At 53.4% G+C, this 15,281-nt stretch carries 17 protein-coding genes; 7 read left to right on the top strand and 10 right to left on the bottom strand.

The window, feature by feature from the left end:
- Positions 1-6: 6 nt before the first annotated feature.
- From B9P63_RS04880 to hemJ, 6 genes are all read right to left on the bottom strand, one after another.
- The gene (locus tag B9P63_RS04880) at positions 7-816 is read right to left on the bottom strand and encodes a ParA family protein (RefSeq protein WP_085307448.1); all 810 of its coding nucleotides are present in this window, start codon (positions 814-816) and stop codon (positions 7-9) included.
- Positions 809-1,423, bottom strand: coding sequence for a 16S rRNA (guanine(527)-N(7))-methyltransferase RsmG (gene rsmG / locus B9P63_RS04875; protein WP_085307447.1), 615 nt, complete (start codon positions 1,421-1,423; stop codon positions 809-811). The genes B9P63_RS04880 and rsmG overlap by 8 nt, the downstream gene beginning before the upstream one ends.
- A complete protein-coding gene (gene mnmG, locus B9P63_RS04870; RefSeq protein ID WP_085307869.1) occupies positions 1,424-3,283 on the bottom strand; it encodes a tRNA uridine-5-carboxymethylaminomethyl(34) synthesis enzyme MnmG in 1,860 nt (619 codons plus the stop codon).
- A 12-nt stretch (positions 3,284-3,295) separates the two neighbouring features.
- A complete protein-coding gene (mnmE, locus tag B9P63_RS04865) occupies positions 3,296-4,588 on the bottom strand; it encodes a tRNA uridine-5-carboxymethylaminomethyl(34) synthesis GTPase MnmE (protein WP_085307446.1) in 1,293 nt (430 codons plus the stop codon).
- Positions 4,589-4,609: 21 nt separating this feature from the next.
- Positions 4,610-5,881, bottom strand: coding sequence for a transcription termination factor Rho (gene rho, locus B9P63_RS04860; protein WP_085307445.1), 1,272 nt, complete (start codon positions 5,879-5,881; stop codon positions 4,610-4,612).
- 128 nt (positions 5,882-6,009) lie between these two features.
- Entirely contained in the window at positions 6,010-6,459 is a 450-nt protein-coding gene (hemJ, locus tag B9P63_RS04855; protein WP_085307444.1) for a protoporphyrinogen oxidase HemJ, read from the bottom strand.
- A gap of 385 nt (positions 6,460-6,844) precedes the next feature.
- Here hemJ and B9P63_RS04850 point away from each other — a divergent pair, with 385 nt between their 5' ends.
- From B9P63_RS04850 to dnaQ, 4 genes are read left to right on the top strand one after another with little or no spacing between them, the layout of a single operon-like run.
- Positions 6,845-7,444: a Maf family protein gene (locus B9P63_RS04850; RefSeq protein ID WP_085307443.1), complete on the top strand. Its 600-nt coding sequence runs from the start codon at positions 6,845-6,847 to the stop codon at positions 7,442-7,444.
- Positions 7,441-8,274: a shikimate dehydrogenase gene (locus B9P63_RS04845; RefSeq protein ID WP_085307442.1), complete on the top strand. Its 834-nt coding sequence runs from the start codon at positions 7,441-7,443 to the stop codon at positions 8,272-8,274. Before B9P63_RS04850 ends, B9P63_RS04845 begins: the two co-directional genes overlap by 4 nt.
- Positions 8,271-8,864: a dephospho-CoA kinase gene (gene coaE, locus B9P63_RS04840; RefSeq protein ID WP_085307441.1), complete on the top strand. Its 594-nt coding sequence runs from the start codon at positions 8,271-8,273 to the stop codon at positions 8,862-8,864. The genes B9P63_RS04845 and coaE overlap by 4 nt, the downstream gene beginning before the upstream one ends.
- A complete protein-coding gene (dnaQ, locus tag B9P63_RS04835) occupies positions 8,857-9,546 on the top strand; it encodes a DNA polymerase III subunit epsilon (RefSeq protein ID WP_085307440.1) in 690 nt (229 codons plus the stop codon). Before coaE ends, dnaQ begins: the two co-directional genes overlap by 8 nt.
- Here dnaQ and secB read toward each other — a convergent pair.
- Positions 9,539-10,039 carry a protein-export chaperone SecB gene (secB, locus tag B9P63_RS04830; RefSeq protein ID WP_085307439.1) on the bottom strand — a complete coding sequence of 167 codons (501 nt, stop codon included), beginning with the start codon at positions 10,037-10,039 and terminating at the stop codon, positions 9,539-9,541. The two genes, dnaQ and secB, sit on opposite strands and share 8 nt — an antisense overlap.
- Before the next feature lie 58 nt (positions 10,040-10,097).
- Positions 10,098-10,571: an FxsA family protein gene (locus tag B9P63_RS04825; protein WP_085307438.1), complete on the bottom strand. Its 474-nt coding sequence runs from the start codon at positions 10,569-10,571 to the stop codon at positions 10,098-10,100.
- Positions 10,572-10,677: 106 nt separating this feature from the next.
- Between B9P63_RS04825 and B9P63_RS04820 the strand changes: the two genes are divergently transcribed.
- The 3 genes from B9P63_RS04820 to B9P63_RS04810 are packed head-to-tail and all read left to right on the top strand — an operon-like array spanning position 10,678 to position 12,960.
- Positions 10,678-11,334, top strand: a complete 657-nt coding sequence (locus B9P63_RS04820) for a Tim44/TimA family putative adaptor protein (protein WP_085307437.1) — start codon at positions 10,678-10,680, stop codon at positions 11,332-11,334.
- Between the two features lie 41 nt (positions 11,335-11,375).
- Positions 11,376-12,368 carry a murein transglycosylase A gene (mltA, locus tag B9P63_RS04815; RefSeq protein WP_425439732.1) on the top strand — a complete coding sequence of 331 codons (993 nt, stop codon included), beginning with the start codon at positions 11,376-11,378 and terminating at the stop codon, positions 12,366-12,368.
- Position 12,369: 1 nt separating this feature from the next.
- The gene (locus B9P63_RS04810) at positions 12,370-12,960 is read left to right on the top strand and encodes a Smr/MutS family protein (protein WP_085307435.1); all 591 of its coding nucleotides are present in this window, start codon (positions 12,370-12,372) and stop codon (positions 12,958-12,960) included.
- Here the strand turns inward: B9P63_RS04810 and B9P63_RS04805 are convergent.
- Positions 12,943-14,163 carry an MFS transporter gene (locus B9P63_RS04805; RefSeq protein WP_245830551.1) on the bottom strand — a complete coding sequence of 407 codons (1,221 nt, stop codon included), beginning with the start codon at positions 14,161-14,163 and terminating at the stop codon, positions 12,943-12,945. The two genes, B9P63_RS04810 and B9P63_RS04805, sit on opposite strands and share 18 nt — an antisense overlap.
- Entirely contained in the window at positions 14,160-15,263 is a 1,104-nt protein-coding gene (locus B9P63_RS04800; RefSeq protein ID WP_085307434.1) for an alpha/beta hydrolase, read from the bottom strand. The genes B9P63_RS04805 and B9P63_RS04800 overlap by 4 nt, the downstream gene beginning before the upstream one ends.
- Between the last annotated feature and the right edge of the window lie 18 nt (positions 15,264-15,281).

Here is a 15,281-nt window from a genome sequence, read left to right as displayed (position 1 = left end):
TTCCTCTTAAGCCGCGAGTTTCGCGTTCTTTGCTATCACTTCCCGCGCCAAATCACGATACGCGATCGCCCCTTTGGATGTAGGGTCATAATCCAGAACCGGCATCGCATAGGACGGCGCTTCGCTAACGCGCACATTTCTGGGAATTTTTGTTTGAAACACCAGATCGCCAAGATTGTCGCGCGCATCGTTTTCAACCTGTTGCGACAGGTTGTTGCGCGCATCAAACATCGTCAAAACCACTCCCTCAATCCGTAGATCAGGATTAGCTGTCTGCCGCACTTCACGGATCGTCAACATCAACTGTGACAGGCCCTCAAGTGCGAAAAACTCGCTTTGAAGGGGCACGAGAACCGAATGCGCAGCAACCATTGCATTTACCGTCAACAGGTTCAACGAAGGCGGGCAATCGATCAAAATATAGTCAAAGTGGTAATCGTCCATCAAAGGTTGTCGAAGCGCGTCATGAAGCAAAAAACTCCGCTTTTCGTTCGCCATCAGCTCGATATCCGCAGAGCTTAGATCAACGGTCGCAGGAACGATGCACAGCCCTTCGGTCTGCGTATCCTGAATAACATCGCCAAGCGCAACATCGTCCAACAAAAGCTCATAAGTGGTTAGCTCACGATCGCTCGCATCAATGCCAAGACCTGTAGAGGCGTTACCTTGGGGATCAAGATCAATGATCAAAACGCGGAGGCCTTCTGCAACCATCGCAGCAGCCAGATTGATGGTTGTCGTGGTCTTCCCGACTCCACCCTTCTGGTTCACAACTGCCACGATCTTCGTTTCATTCACGCGCGTTGGATCAGGCATTATCTATCTCATTTATCTTTAAAATAACCGCATTCTCTTGAGTCTCACTTGTAATAACCTCTAAAGAAAAGCGCCATGAGTCGCGTGCAGCCTGTACTTCTTTTTCCCAAGTGAGGCCCTTTGGAAACAAACAAATGCCAGTTTTGGTTCGATGGTAAACACCGAATTCCAACAATTTTGAAAGATCAGCCAAAGCCCTTGCTGATACAACATCTGCGTTGAGTGGTTCAATCTCTTCGATTCTCCCCGTGAGAACTTGAGCGCCACCCTCTGTTTCACGTGAAACAGTTCTAAGGAATGCGCACTTGCGTTGGTCGCTCTCAATGAGTGTCACGCGTAATTCAGGTGCCAATTCTCGCGCGAGTACTGCGACGACCAACCCCGGAAAACCGCCGCCACTTCCCATGTCAACCCAGAGTCGTGCGCTTGAAGGCAGCAATGAAAACATCTGTGCCGAGTCAACTATGTGTCGCCCCCAAAGATCATCCAAAGACGTCTTTGAAACAATATTAATCTTGGGATTCCACTTTTTCAGCAAATCCGCATAGAGTTCCAAGCGTTCAAATGTTTCACGTGAAACACTCAACTTACCGATTTTGTAATCCATCTAGGCCCGCCGTTTCTGCCGAAGCTTCGCCAGCAGCAAAGTAAGAGCTGCAGGTGTCATACCATCTACTCGGCTCGCCTGCGCCAAATTATGCGGTTGAACAAGCCCGAGCTTATGTTTCAACTCACTGGAAAGGCTTTCAATATCAGCATAAACGAAGTCGCTCGGAATGATCTGGGCTTCGTCCCGCTTGAGAGCCTCCACGTCTTTTTGTTGGCGCTCAATGTAATTTGAATAAAGTGCATCTCGTTCAACCTGTTCGCGAATCTCTAATGGGGTATCATCAAGTTCGGGAAAAAGCGGGATCAGATCGCCAAACGCAACATCTGGAAATGCGAGGACTTGAACTCCATCCCGCCGATTTCCATCCTGATTGACCGCGATACCACCCGCATTCACTTCTTTTGGGGTTAGCGACCTTGATTTCAAGATGGCTACAACCGAATGAATCTTTTCTTTCTTTGCACCAAAAGCTTCTGCACGTTCGACACTTATACAACCTAATTTCATCCCCATGGGAGTCAGTCGCTGATCCGCGTTATCTGCTCTAAGGGACAAGCGAAACTCTGCGCGGGATGTGAACATGCGATACGGCTCAGTCACACCACGTGTCGTTAGATCATCTATCATCACACCAATGTAGCTGTTGGTACGGCTAAACTGCGCAGGGGCACGACCTTGAGAGCCCAAAGCCGCGTTCAAACCAGCGACAAGACCCTGCGCCGCTGCTTCCTCATAACCCGTAGTCCCATTTATCTGCCCGGCGAGATACAAGCCTGGCACGTTCTTAACCATAAGGTTTGCATTTAGGGCACGTGGATCAACGTAATCATATTCAATTGCGTAGCCTGGTTGCAAGATCACAGCCTCCTCCAATCCAAGCATTGAATGAACGTATCGCACCTGAACATCTTCCGGAAGGCTAGTGGAAATGCCATTGGGATAAACTGTGTGATCATCAAAACCTTCAGGCTCCAAGAAGACCTGATGCGAGGTTTTGTCGGCGAAACGTACAATCTTATCCTCGATAGATGGACAATAACGGGGCCCGACGCCATCAATGTGACCACCATACATCGCACTCCGCTTGAGGTTCTCGGCAATAATTCGATGAGTTTCCTCATTCGTGTGAGTTATTCCACAGTTCACCTGAGGCGCAGTTACACCTTTGGACATAAAGGAGAAAAGCACTGGATCATCGTCACCCGGCTGACTGTCTAGAATATCCCAATTGATTGTGCGCCCATCGAGGCGTGGGGGCGTTCCCGTTTTCAAACGACCTAGGGGCAGGCCAAAACTGTCGATGCGTTCTGCGAGCTTGATGGAAGGTTTATCACCCATTCTACCGCCGGGTTTGGAAGCATCACCAATATGAATAATGCCGCGCAGGAAAGTACCAGTTGTTAGAACGACAGCTTTCGCGTGAATTTCATGCCCATCCGCGAGGATCACCCCGCAAACAGTGTTTCCGTCCATCAGAAAATCAACGGCTTCGCCTTCCAAGATGCTTAGGCCCGATTGACCTTTAATTTCTTTCAGCATCTCGGTTCGATAGATTTTACGGTCGGATTGTGCGCGAGGACCTTGTACCGCAGGACCCTTGCGGCGGTTCAACAGTCTGAACTGGATACCCGCCTTGTCGGCGACACGCCCCATAACACCATCAAGCGCATCAATTTCGCGAACAAGGTGGCCTTTGCCAAGGCCACCAATTGCTGGATTGCACGACATTACGCCGATACCACCCTCAGCCAAAGTGATCAGCGCGGTTTCAGCGCCGACGCGCGCGGCTGCGTGCGCAGCGTCGCAACCCGCGTGGCCACCACCAATAACCACAACATCAAAGCGTGATTGTTTCACGTGAAACACTCCTCACTTACCGAGACAGAAGCTCGAAAAAATCTCATCCAACAGATTCTCGACGTCTACACGACCTATTAGGCTGTTCAAAGCCCGTATTGCACTTCGCAGGTCTTCCGCCACAACATCGTAATGATCTGGACCCAGGTCTAACCCATCTCTAGCAGCACTTAAGTAACGTGTAGAAAGAAGAAGCGCTTCTCGATGCCGTTCACGCGTCGCAATTCCCGCGTTACTTGCTCGATCCAGCAGGGTCCTGGAAATTTCAGCGACTAGACTGTCGACCCCCTGCCCTGTTACGCCCGATACACTTAAACCATCAGTACCAACCACTAAATCAGCTTTGCCAACAACTTCCAGATCACCTAAAAGTGCGGCAAAAGGGGTTTTTGCATCGCGTGTTTCTTTCAGAAATACGCGCATGTCAGCGCTATGTGCACGAGAAATAGCACGCTCTATTCCAATTTTCTCGACAAAATCATCCGTCTCGCGCAAACCAGCTGTGTCGAGCAAGGTTACGGCCAAACCGTTCAGATCGAGTTTCACTTCGATCACATCGCGCGTCGTGCCAGCGTATTCAGAGGTAATTGCTGCATCACGCCCTGCAATCGCATTGAGTAGAGTAGACTTCCCAATATTTGGCGCACCAATAATCGCAACCTCAAATCCTGTGCGAATGCGCTCAGCGGTTTTGACGCTTTCCGCTTCTTTCGAAATCACCGCTTGAGTGCGTACCAACAGTTCAAGAACCTCCGGTGTCACATCGACCGGAACATCCTCATCAGCAAAATCAATCGTCGCTTCAAGCAACGATGCAGCGCGAATAAGATCACTACGCCAAACTTCAGCAATACGACCGAGTTGACCAGCGAGCACACGAACCGCTTGTTTGCGTTGCGCCTCGGTTTCAGCTTCAATCAGATCAGACAGTCCTTCAACCTGTGCCAAATCAAGTTTACCGTTTTCCAAAGCACGCCGTGTGAATTCACCTGGATCAGCCAGGCGCAGGCCATCAACGCTGCCTAGTAGTTGCATAACGCGCGACACGATCGCGGTACTTCCATGTAAATGAAATTCAACAACAGGTTCACCTGTGAAACTTCGACGATCCTCAAAAGACAGAACAAGAGCTTGATCAACAAGCTCATTTTCTGCGTCACGAAGATTACGCAGCGCCGCTTTATGCGATGACGGTAAACTACCGCAAAGTCGCGAGCCAGCATCCCAAGCCAAAGCACCAGAAATGCGAATGACCGAAACGCCAGCTTTACCGTGCGCTGTCGCTAGAGCAAAAATGGTGTCCATGACACGCGCTCCAGTGCTGGGTTAGGTATTCATTGAATCGAAGAATTCAGCGTTATTCTTAGTTTGCTTGAGTTTTCCGATCAAGAACTCAACCGCATCCGTAGTGCCCATCGGGTTCAGGATACGGCGCAGAACAAAGGTTTTCTGAAGATCAACTTTGTTGATCAGGAGATCTTCCTTGCGCGTACCGGACTTTAGAATGTCGATCGCCGGGAAAACACGCTTGTCAGATATTTTGCGATCCAGCACGATTTCGGAGTTACCCGTGCCTTTAAATTCTTCAAAGATCACTTCGTCCATACGCGACCCTGTATCGATCAATGCAGTTGAAATAATAGTAAGCGATCCGCCCTCTTCAATATTACGTGCAGCACCGAAGAAACGCTTAGGACGTTGCAGCGCATTCGCGTCTACACCGCCTGTTAGTACCTTACCCGAGGAAGGCACCACAGTGTTGAAGGCTCTACCAAGTCTTGTGATCGAATCGAGAAGGATCACAACATCTCGTTTGTGTTCAACAAGACGCTTGGCTTTTTCGATGACCATTTCAGCAACGGCAACGTGACGTGTCGCAGGTTCGTCAAAGGTCGAGGACACGACCTCACCCTTGACGGAGCGCTGCATGTCGGTGACTTCTTCCGGGCGCTCGTCGATCAACAGAACGATCAGATAGCACTCCGGGTGATTGGTTTCGATGCTTGCCGCGATGTTTTGTAGAAGAACCGTCTTGCCCGTGCGCGGGGGCGCAACGATCAAACAACGCTGCCCCTTACCGATCGGCGCAACCAGATCGATGATGCGCGCTGAGCGATCCTTGATCGTCGGATCTTCGATCTCAAGGTTAAAGCGCTCGTCAGGGTAAAGCGGCGTAAGGTTATCGAAGGCAATCTTGTGCTTGGCCTTTTCCGGCGCTTCAAAGTTAATCTGCATCAGAGTAACAAGCGCGAAATAGCGTTCTTGCTCATCCGGTGCCTTGATCACGCCATCCACAGTATCGCCCGTGCGCAGGGAATTGGCACGGATCATTTCAGGAGAGACGTAGATATCGTCAGGTCCGGGTAGATAATTCGCCTCGGGTGAGCGCAGGAAACCAAATCCGTCTTGCAGAACTTCAAGCACACCATCGCCCATGATCTCCCAACCATCATCAGCGCGTTCACGCAGAATTTGGAACATCATTTCGCCCTTACGCATCGTAGATGCGTTTTCGATTTCAAGCTCTTCTGCCATAGCCAGAAGGACTTTTGGGCTTTGCGCTTTGAGCTCTGCGAGAGTTAGGGAGTTCTGAGGCATGGTAAATATCCTAGCGCCGCAACACGTGCGGGGCGTTTCATAGTAAATTAAGGAAGTGCGCGGAAGTCCCGAACGGGCGCGCGTTGCGCATCAACTATCGCGTGAGCGTAGGCAAGTCAAATACGCCCTTAGAATTTAACCACGACCGATATCACGATCACCACCATCAAAAGCGTCGGAACCTCATTCATGAGGCGGTACGTACGCCCTGTGCGCGTATTTGTGCCGTTAGAAAAGTCTTTACGTCGGTAACCAAGCCAATGATGAAACCACGTCATTCCAAGAACACCTGCAGCCTTGATCCATGGCCAGGCAGAAGACCAATCAACAATACCGGGCGTGAATACAAGGCAAAGACCAAAAACCCAGGTCGCAATCATGGCAGGGTTCATGATCACTCTAAACAGCTTCAGCTCCATCTCTTGAAAGGTGGTGTTCAAAAGCCCTGTGGGGTCATCCCGCTCAGCATGGTTCACCAGTAGTCTTGGGAAATAAAACAGTCCTGCCATCCAGGATATCACTGACATGATATGTAGGGACTTGATCCAAGGGTACGCTGAGGCAAGCAAATCTGACATGAGTCTTTCATAATAATAATAAAGAAAAGATAAAAGGTTGATGATTAAGTAGTGAGCCAGTTTTCTGTGGATTACTTCGTTTTCCACAGTTTGTCTGCTTCTTTGAATGAGTATCTGAGAGTTTAACAGTATTGTGAATGGTATAATTTTTATATTTAATTACAATGCACTAAACCTGTTCTATATATGTATAACTCTGGTGTGGCTTGGGGGCGATTCACACCTATCCCCCGCTTGGCCGATACTGACTTATTCTAATCCACAAGGGAGGAATCAGCGCAAAATCTTGTGAGAGCGAAGGCTACTCCCCGCCTTGCTAACTTCCACGAGGTTGCCCAGTAATACACCTTAACAAATCCCTAACTTGATCCCCGAAAGTATCCACATGCCAATGCCCCTTATCCTAGCCTCAGGTTCCGAAACGCGGCGCGACATGTTGGTTAACGCAGGTGTCGCGATTGAGGTGATCAAGCCGCGCGTCGATGAAGAGATGATGCGCGACGCGCTGCTGGCTGATGACGAATCTCCACGCGATATCGCCGATACGCTGGCGGAAATGAAGGCGCGCCGTGTGAGCGAAAAGCACCCGGGCCGCCTTGTTCTGGGCTGTGATCAGGTGCTTGATCTGAAGGGCAGACTATTTTCCAAAGTGTGCGACATTGAAGAAGCGCGTGCGCAGTTGATGGAGCTTCGTGGTAAACGGCACAGTCTTCTTTCTGCGGCGGTTCTTTACGAAGATGGTAAACCGATCTGGCGTCATGTGGGCCAAGCGCGTTTAACCATGCGCGTGTTCACAGATGCGTTTCTGGATGACTACCTTTCACGAAATTTCGAGGACGTGCGCCATTGCGTGGGGTGTTACAAACTAGAGGCAGAGGGCGTGCGCCTGTTCTCGCAAGTCGAGGGCAACCATTTTACTGTCCTTGGTCTTCCACTGATTGAATTGTTGAATTATCTCACTCTCAAGGGGGAGTTGCAGCAATGACCGACAAAAAGGTTCCACTGGCAGCGGTGATCGGCCATCCGATTGCCCATTCCAGATCGCCGCAATTGCATGGTTATTGGCTGCGTAGATATGCGATACGAGGTCATTACATCCCAATGGATGTTGCACCGGACAATCTTGAAAACGTCATTCGGATGCTGCCGACGCTTGGCTTTGTCGGGGTTAACGTGACCATTCCGCATAAGGAGGCGGTGCTGAAACTTGCTGATCTGGTAACCGATCGCGCGAGGTTGATTGGTGCCGCAAACACGCTGGTATTTCGCAAGGACGGCAAAATTCACGCGGATAACACTGATGGTTACGGCTTTGTTCAAAACCTTGCCCAATCCGCGCCGAAGTGGGATCCGAAAGCTGGCCCTGCCCTTGTGCTTGGCGCGGGCGGCGCAGCGCGGGCTGTTCTTGCTTCACTTCTTGATGTCGGTGTCCCAGAAATTCTACTGACCAACCGCACTCGCGAGCGCGCCGAAGCGTTGAAGGCTGATTTTGGTGATAAGATCACCATTGTTGACTGGGTGCAGGCCGGTAATGCGATGGAAGGGGCGAATACCGTGGTTAATACCACATCGCTTGGCATGATCGGCCATCCTGAAATGCGCGTGCCGCTCGATGCGCTTGCGCCTGGAATGGTGGTGAGCGATCTGGTTTATGCGCCTTTGCAAACCAAACTTTTGCGCGCCGCGACAGAGGCGGGTGCAACGCCTGTCGATGGCCTTGGCATGCTTCTTCATCAGGCCGTTCCCGCGTTCGAGCGATGGTTTGGTATTCGCCCCGAAGTGGACGATGCACTGCGCGCTGCGGTCCTCAGATGAGCTTTAAACTCGGTCTGACCGGTTCTATCGGAATGGGCAAATCGACCACGGCTAAAATGTTTGCAGATGCAGGATGTGATGTCTGGGACGCGGATGCGGCGGTGCACCGGATTTATGAAAAACACGGAGCGGCGGTTGATCCGATGCAGGCTGCTTTTCCTGAGGCTATCCTTGACGGAAGCGTTTCACGCGACGCTTTGAAGCGCATAATCGGAAATGATCCAAGCGCGCTGAAGCAGATTGAGGCGATCGTGCATCCCCTGCTTGGCGAAGATCGTGCGCGCTTCATTTCAGAGTCTAGCAAGGTTATTTTGGTCTTTGATATTCCGCTGTTGTTCGAAACGGGCGGTGACAAAAACATGGATGCAACCGTTTGTGTGAGCACTGACGCCGTCACCCAACGCGCGCGCGTTCTAGAGCGCGGCACGATGAGTGAGCAGCAGTTCGAGTTGATCAAATCCAAACAAATGCCCATTGAAGAAAAGCGCGCTAGCGCAGATTATGTCATCGAAACTGACACGCTGGAACATGCGCAAGCGCAGGTCGAGGCGGTGATCAAAGACATCAAAAGGAAGCTGGCAAATGCGTGAATTGGTGCTTGATACGGAAACCACTGGTTTTGATCCTCAGATGGGGGATCGCATTGTGGAAATCGGCGCGGTTGAGTTGATCAATCAGATGCCGACGGGCCGGACCTATCATCAATATATTAATCCCGAACGCGCCATGCCGAATGAGGCGTTTGAGGTGCATGGCCTTGGCGATGACTTTTTGCGCGACAAACCTGTGTTTGCCAAAATTGCACAAGAATTTCTGGATTTCGTTAGGGATGACAAGTTGGTCATCCATAACGCGGCGTTCGATATGAAATTCCTCAATGCGGAACTGGCCAAACTTAATCTGCGCCAACTTCCGTGGGAGCAAGCGCTCGATACGCTCGCCATTGCGCGCAAGAGGTTTCCGGGCTCGCCTGCCTCGCTTGATGCGTTGTGCCGTCGTTTCAATATCGACAACTCGAACCGCACGCTTCATGGAGCGTTGCTCGATTCTGAAATTCTGGCGGAAGTTTATCTGGAATTGTTGGGCGGGCGTCAGCCGGGCCTCGTGCTTGCGCGCTCGGGTGGTGCCTCCGAGGGTGGGTCAGAAGAGGTTTGGCGCGCATCTAAGCGCCCTACCCTGCTTGCTCCGCGGATCACCGAAGAGGAAGTCAAAGCGCATCAGGCCTTTGTTGATAAACTCGGTGCCGATGCGCTTTGGTCTAAATTTAGTTAGGCTGGGCTTGTGCCGCGGCTTCGGCCTGACGGCGCGCGATTTCATTGCGATATAGTGCAACGAAATCAATGTTCTCAAGGTTGAGTGGCGGGAAGCCACCATCGCGCGTCACATCTGATACGATGCGGCGCACGAACGGGAACGTCATGCGTGGGCATTCGATGAGAAGGAACGGGTGCAACTGATCCTCTGGCACGCCCTCGATGTGGAACACGCCTGCGTACTCGAGTTCGAGCAGGAACAACTGCTGACCTGTGTCCTTGACCTTTGAATTGATTTCGATTTTCGTGATCACGTCGAACTGATGCTCTGCTTTGCGCTTCTTCGCATCTAGGTTCACCTGAACCTGAACGTCGGGGTTCACTTCGCCCTCAATGCCCTTTTGGGCAAGGATGTTTTCGAAGGACATATCGCGAATGAATTGCGCGAGGATGTTCATTTTAATCTGCGGTGCTTCGGGGGCTGCCGCTGCTACTGTGTCTTCTTCAGCCATGGGAATTCTCCATTAATATGTCACTTGGCGCAGTGCTTATCAGCAAGGTGCGTGGGCCTCAATGCTTGGTCCAACCTGACGGCGGTGCATTGGGATCGCGCGGCACTTCTTTGAAATCGCCATCAATTATGGTGGGATCTTGTGGATGTCTCTGGCGTGGCGCACTACCCATCTCGAAGCTCTTCACTTTGATGCGGGCCTTGAGATAGCGAAAGACCGCAGAACGCACTGCTGGAACGAGCAATGCAAAGCCAATCGCATCAGTGAAAAAACCCGGCGTTAGCAAAAGTGCGCCGGATACGAGGATCATCGCCCCGTGCGCAAGTGGTTCGGACGGATCAGAAAGCGTCCCGAACGATTGGCGCAGGCTCTGCAACGCCAATGCGCCCTGTGTGCGCACCAAAAACGTACCGATCACGGCGGTCAAAACGACGATTCCCAAAGTCGACCAAAGCCCGATGGCACCGCCAATCTGGATGAACAGGGCGATTTCTATTAACGGTACTGATAAAAAGGCTAAAAATAACCACATCTTTCTGGTTCTCCTGTCACTTGGCGGTGTAGTGGACTTGACCACTGGCCTTGCGTACATAAGTCCACAGTACACGCGTTGCTATGCCCATAAGGACGACACATACATGAATTCGCCCATTATTCAGCTTTTGGTGCTTGCCGGCATCGCAGTTTTCCTCATCTTGCGTTTGAAAAACGTACTTGGAACACGGGAAGGTTTCGAAAAACCGCCCGCACAAGTGCAAAGTTCTGCGCGCAAACGTCCGGACTTCGAGGTAATCGAAGGCGGTCCTGATCCTGATATTGCAGATCACACCGACGGCATGCCTGGCGCCGCAGAGGCGCTCGCCAAGATGAAGGCGGCAGAGCCGTCATTTGGCGTATCCGACTTCCTTGGCGGCGCACGCGGTGCCTATGAGATGATCCTCATGGGTTTTGAGCGCGGCGATATGGCTGAAATCAAACCCTTCCTCGATGATGACGTTTACGCCAGCTTTGCCGAAGTGGTGGAACTGCGCGAAAAGCAGGGTCTTAGCGTCGAAGCGCAATTCGTCGGTATCCGCGAAATGGCGCTGGCCGACGCGACCTTCGACGATGACAGCGGTGTTGGCGAAGTCTCTGTGCGCTTTATTGGAGAAATGACTTCTGTCGTGCGCGACAATGCGGGCGAAATCGTCGAGGGCGACGAAAAGAAGATCAAGCGCCAGAAAGATGTCTGGACCTTCGCACGGCGCATGGGCTCCGATGATCCTAACTGGCAACTCGTTGCCACTGGCGAATGATTCGTGCCCTTAGGGCAATATCATTGGCAGGGGCTATCGCGATGACAGCCCCTGCACAGGCGGAAACCGTCTACAGCATTCTTGATTTCAAAGACCTCGACGGCTGGGCAAGCGATGATCACGGCGCAGCGCTCGATGTGTTTCGGAGCACCTGCCGCGACATGAAAACCTCTGACTGGCGCTCGCTTTGCGCAGCGGCGGAGGACCAAAAAAACCCCCGCGCTTTTTTCGAGCTGTTCTTTCGGCCCCTGATGATCGAGGATGGCAACGAAGCGATGTTCACGGGGTATTTCGAACCAGAACTCGATGGATCGCGCGCAAAAACATCGCGTTACAGATATCCGATTTACGCGATGCCGCAGGACGCCAAGACCGCAGGTCAATGGTACACGCGCCGCCAGATTCTTGAAGACGGGGTGATGAACGGGCTTGGCCTTGAAATCTGCTATGTTGATGATCCTGTTGAACTTTTCTTCCTGCAAATTCAGGGTTCAGGGCGTGTGCGTTTGCCGGATGGATCGTTCCTGCGCGTTGGCTATCGTGGATCGAACCGGCACAATTACCGCTCGATCGGGCAGGAAATGGTCCGGCGCGGCATCTATGAGCCGCATCAAGTGTCTGCCGAAGTGATCAAGAACTGGGTGCGCCGAAATCCCGAAGAGGGCAGGGAGTTGCTCTATCACAATCCGTCCTATGTGTTCTTTCGCGAAGTTAGCGAAGTGCCAGCGGACAAGGGCCCGCTTGGGGCAATGAACCGTTCGATCACCACCATGCGCTCGATCGCGGTTGATCCGAAATTTACACCCCTCGGTGCACCTGTGTGGATAGAAAAGGATGGGGCGAACCCACTGCGCCGCTTGATGATCGCGCAGGACACAGGGTCTGCGATCAAGGGCGCGCAGCGTGCCGACGTGTTCTTTGGAACGGGCGATCAGGCGGGTCGCGAGGCGGGTCGCCTTCGCGATCCTGGCCGCATTGTCGTGTTGATGCCGATCCAGCGCGCCTACGCCTATTTGCCAGAGAACGTGCAATAGGATGCGCCGTCGCCGTATAAAACCAGACGAGCTTGATCTGTGGGATCAGGTCGCGCGCACCACGACGCGGTTGGTGCCGCCCAAGCGCAGCGTGATCGCCGATGTGCCGCGCGCTAACAAACCCAAAGCAATGAAACCCGAAGCGAGGTCGATCGCGCCCTTCACCCTTGGCGGGGGCAGTGCAGGCCGCGAAATGCGCGACGTGATGCCCTCAGTGCCGGATCGCCTGCGTGCTGCGCCCGTCAAGATGGACGCCAAATCCTACAAGTTCATGCAGCGTGGCAAGCTCAAGCCCGAAGGGCGCATCGATCTGCACGGAATGACCGTGGCAGAGGCGCATCCGGCGCTGATTTCCTTCATTCTGTCATCTCATGGTGCCGGCAAACGTCTGGTTTTGGTGATTACTGGAAAAGGCGGGCGGCGCGAGGATATCGGCGCGATCGCACCGCAGCGGATGGGCACGTTGAAGCGGCAAGTGCCCCATTGGCTGACCATGGCCCCCGTGTCGAGCGCTGTGTTGCAGGTGACGGAATCGCATCTGCGTCACGGCGGTGGCGGCGCCTATTACGTCTATCTACGCCGCGCGCGTTAACTCCCCGCGCGTAAGCGAGATGCCGAGCCACATCGACGCGGTGGTGAACACGAAATAGGCTGCGACGCCGATATACTGCACCTCGATTCCGATCCCGAAATCAATCAACGCGCCCGTGATCCCCGGCCCAATGGCCGATCCGAACACCATCACCGCAGCCGCCATTGCCTTGATCGCGCCAAGGTGGGCAGTGCCGTAGAATTCAGCCCAGAAAGCGGCGATTAACGTGGTTTGCGCGCCTGCTGTAAGCGCAAGAAAGAAGAACCCGATCCCGAGGCCGAAGGTGTGCGTTGCAAAAATGAAAAAGGCAATCACCATGGGAAATTGATGAAACGGCAGCAAACGCGCAGTTCCGAACCGGTCCAGCAACGCACCGGAGAGCAGCATCGCGAACACCGTGATCACCGTATAAAGCGGGAAATAGCTCACCATTTGCATGTTTGTGATACCGATGACTTCGGCGTAGTGCACTTGGTGAAAGAAAAACGCGGTGTTGAACGCGGAAGGCCCCAGCAAAGCAGGCACCATCAGCCAGAACAGCGGATGGCGCAGCATCGCTTTGCGGCTCCAATGCAACCCTTGCATCCCCAGACTTTCGCTGCTTTTCGCCATTGAGGCGGGGGTGCGTTCTTGTGACAAAAGGCGCAGCAAAACTGGAATGCCCAGTAGCGCAATCCCTGCGCAAATCACCCAGATCACGTGCCAATCGAGCAGCGTCATAAGCGCGACAACCGCGAGGGGAAACAGCGCCTGACCAATAGAAAATCCCAGCGCTGAAACCGACAAGGCCCGCCCGCGCGTCGCCACGAACCAGCGCGCCATCGCGACAGAAGCGATATGGCTCATCATGCCTTGCCCGGTGAGACGCAGCGCGAAAATCACCACAGGCAGCATCCAAACCCACGGGTTGAGCGCCATGGCGAGGCAGGCAAACGCCAGCGCAGCGAGCGACAAAACCCCCAAAGTGCGCACGCGGAAAATATCCGCCTGACGCCCCGCCCAGACCATCACCAGTGCAGAAGCGGTCGTGCCGATCGTGTACATCGCGCCCCACGCACCGTGGCTAAGATCGAAAGCCGTCTGAAGTTCAGCGGCGAAAATGGCGATGAAGAACGTTTGCCCGAAGCTGGACAGGCAGGTCAGCAACATACCCGCGCTCAGCCAGGGAAGATTGCTGCGCAGATAGGTGCTCAGCGCGCTCAATTTGCGCGCACCAAACCGGGCGAGAGCACCAATTGCGTCGCCTTGCGCACCGAAATTGCCGCGCCCGGTATCAGCCCCGAGCGGCCGGATGCGTCACTGCGAAACGCGGTTTCGATCTCTAGGCTTCTGCGCAGCAAAGCAATCAACGCAGGCGAGGTTCCGGGTACGAAATGGCGATCGACGCCGCGCGCGCTAAACTGGGTGACGTCGATCAGAGTGACGGGCAAGTCGGCAAGTTCCAGTGGATCGGCCAGATTTCCCAGTCGTGCATCGACGGCATTCACCCGCGCGCTTAGTTTCAACGCAGGATCCTTCTGCGACGTGAAGATCGCAAAGGGTTGCGGCAGGGTGTCAAAGCGGCTCGCTTGTTGGCGGAACACATCCAGCGAGATGTCGGGGGCAACCAGAACGACCCCGCTCAGCGCTTTTTCGGACCAGCCCGGATTGGCGATTTCAATCTGGCGCAGGCCCTCCATCACCAGAAACGCCCCCATGGAATGCGCAACAAGAAGGATCGGCGCGTCCGTGCTGTCGCGGATAAGTTCGAGTGCGTCTTGAAAGCCGTCACGCGCGAACAGAACGGAATCGCGATCATGCGAATACCCCAAAGGATTGGCGGCGCTGGGCCATGAGTAGTTCACCATAACGCCCGGAACGGACAGATCGTTCTGCAACTGCGCCGCGCGAAACACGCCATCAGTGTAGGACGAATTATAGCCATGCACATAAATCACGACTTCGCGGTTCACTTTGGTTTTTTGCGTCAACGCGCTGCGCAATTCGTGCGTGAAACCGGCGGCGCCGGAAAGTGGTTTTTGATCCGCAATCACAAAGACCTTTTCAGGATCCGGCTCGCGGTATGAAAGTTCGATATCGCCTGCTTTGTGGATCGGGGGAATGGAAATCGTGTTGTTGAAATAGCGTGGCGCTTCGGCCCGTGCAGAAGTGAAATTGCCCGCGCCGTTGCGATCGCGCGCGGTGATCGTCAGCACAGAGGTTTTCGTCGTGCTTTCCGGTACGTCCTTGACGTAGGGCGCGTCCGTTCTGTCGGTGCAGGCCCCGAGCGCGAATAGGGTGATCATCAATAAGGCGCGGCGCATTGCAGTGGGTCCAATCAA

This window comes from Planktotalea arctica (assembly GCF_002105285.1).
Classification (GTDB): Bacteria; Pseudomonadota; Alphaproteobacteria; order Rhodobacterales; family Rhodobacteraceae; genus Planktotalea; species Planktotalea arctica.
This window is presented reverse-complemented; position numbering and strand designations above follow the sequence as displayed.

Excerpts from the sequence above, each read along its gene's own strand:
- B9P63_RS04880 (WP_085307448.1), bottom strand. The coding sequence starts at position 816 with ATGCCTGATCCAACGCGCGTGAATGAAACGAAGATCGTGGCAGTTGTG.
- rsmG (WP_085307447.1), bottom strand. The coding sequence starts at position 1,423 with ATGGATTACAAAATCGGTAAGTTGAGTGTTTCACGTGAAACATTTGAA.
- mnmE (WP_085307446.1), bottom strand. The coding sequence starts at position 4,588 with ATGGACACCATTTTTGCTCTAGCGACAGCGCACGGTAAAGCTGGCGTT.
- rho (WP_085307445.1), bottom strand. The coding sequence starts at position 5,881 with ATGCCTCAGAACTCCCTAACTCTCGCAGAGCTCAAAGCGCAAAGCCCA.
- hemJ (WP_085307444.1), bottom strand. The coding sequence starts at position 6,459 with ATGTCAGATTTGCTTGCCTCAGCGTACCCTTGGATCAAGTCCCTACAT.
- B9P63_RS04850 (WP_085307443.1), top strand. The coding sequence starts at position 6,845 with ATGCCAATGCCCCTTATCCTAGCCTCAGGTTCCGAAACGCGGCGCGAC.
- B9P63_RS04845 (WP_085307442.1), top strand. The coding sequence starts at position 7,441 with ATGACCGACAAAAAGGTTCCACTGGCAGCGGTGATCGGCCATCCGATT.
- coaE (WP_085307441.1), top strand. The coding sequence starts at position 8,271 with ATGAGCTTTAAACTCGGTCTGACCGGTTCTATCGGAATGGGCAAATCG.
- dnaQ (WP_085307440.1), top strand. The coding sequence starts at position 8,857 with ATGCGTGAATTGGTGCTTGATACGGAAACCACTGGTTTTGATCCTCAG.
- secB (WP_085307439.1), bottom strand. The coding sequence starts at position 10,039 with ATGGCTGAAGAAGACACAGTAGCAGCGGCAGCCCCCGAAGCACCGCAG.
- B9P63_RS04825 (WP_085307438.1), bottom strand. The coding sequence starts at position 10,571 with ATGTGGTTATTTTTAGCCTTTTTATCAGTACCGTTAATAGAAATCGCC.
- B9P63_RS04820 (WP_085307437.1), top strand. The coding sequence starts at position 10,678 with ATGAATTCGCCCATTATTCAGCTTTTGGTGCTTGCCGGCATCGCAGTT.
- mltA (WP_425439732.1), top strand. The coding sequence starts at position 11,376 with ATGACAGCCCCTGCACAGGCGGAAACCGTCTACAGCATTCTTGATTTC.
- B9P63_RS04810 (WP_085307435.1), top strand. The coding sequence starts at position 12,370 with ATGCGCCGTCGCCGTATAAAACCAGACGAGCTTGATCTGTGGGATCAG.
- B9P63_RS04800 (WP_085307434.1), bottom strand. The coding sequence starts at position 15,263 with ATGCGCCGCGCCTTATTGATGATCACCCTATTCGCGCTCGGGGCCTGC.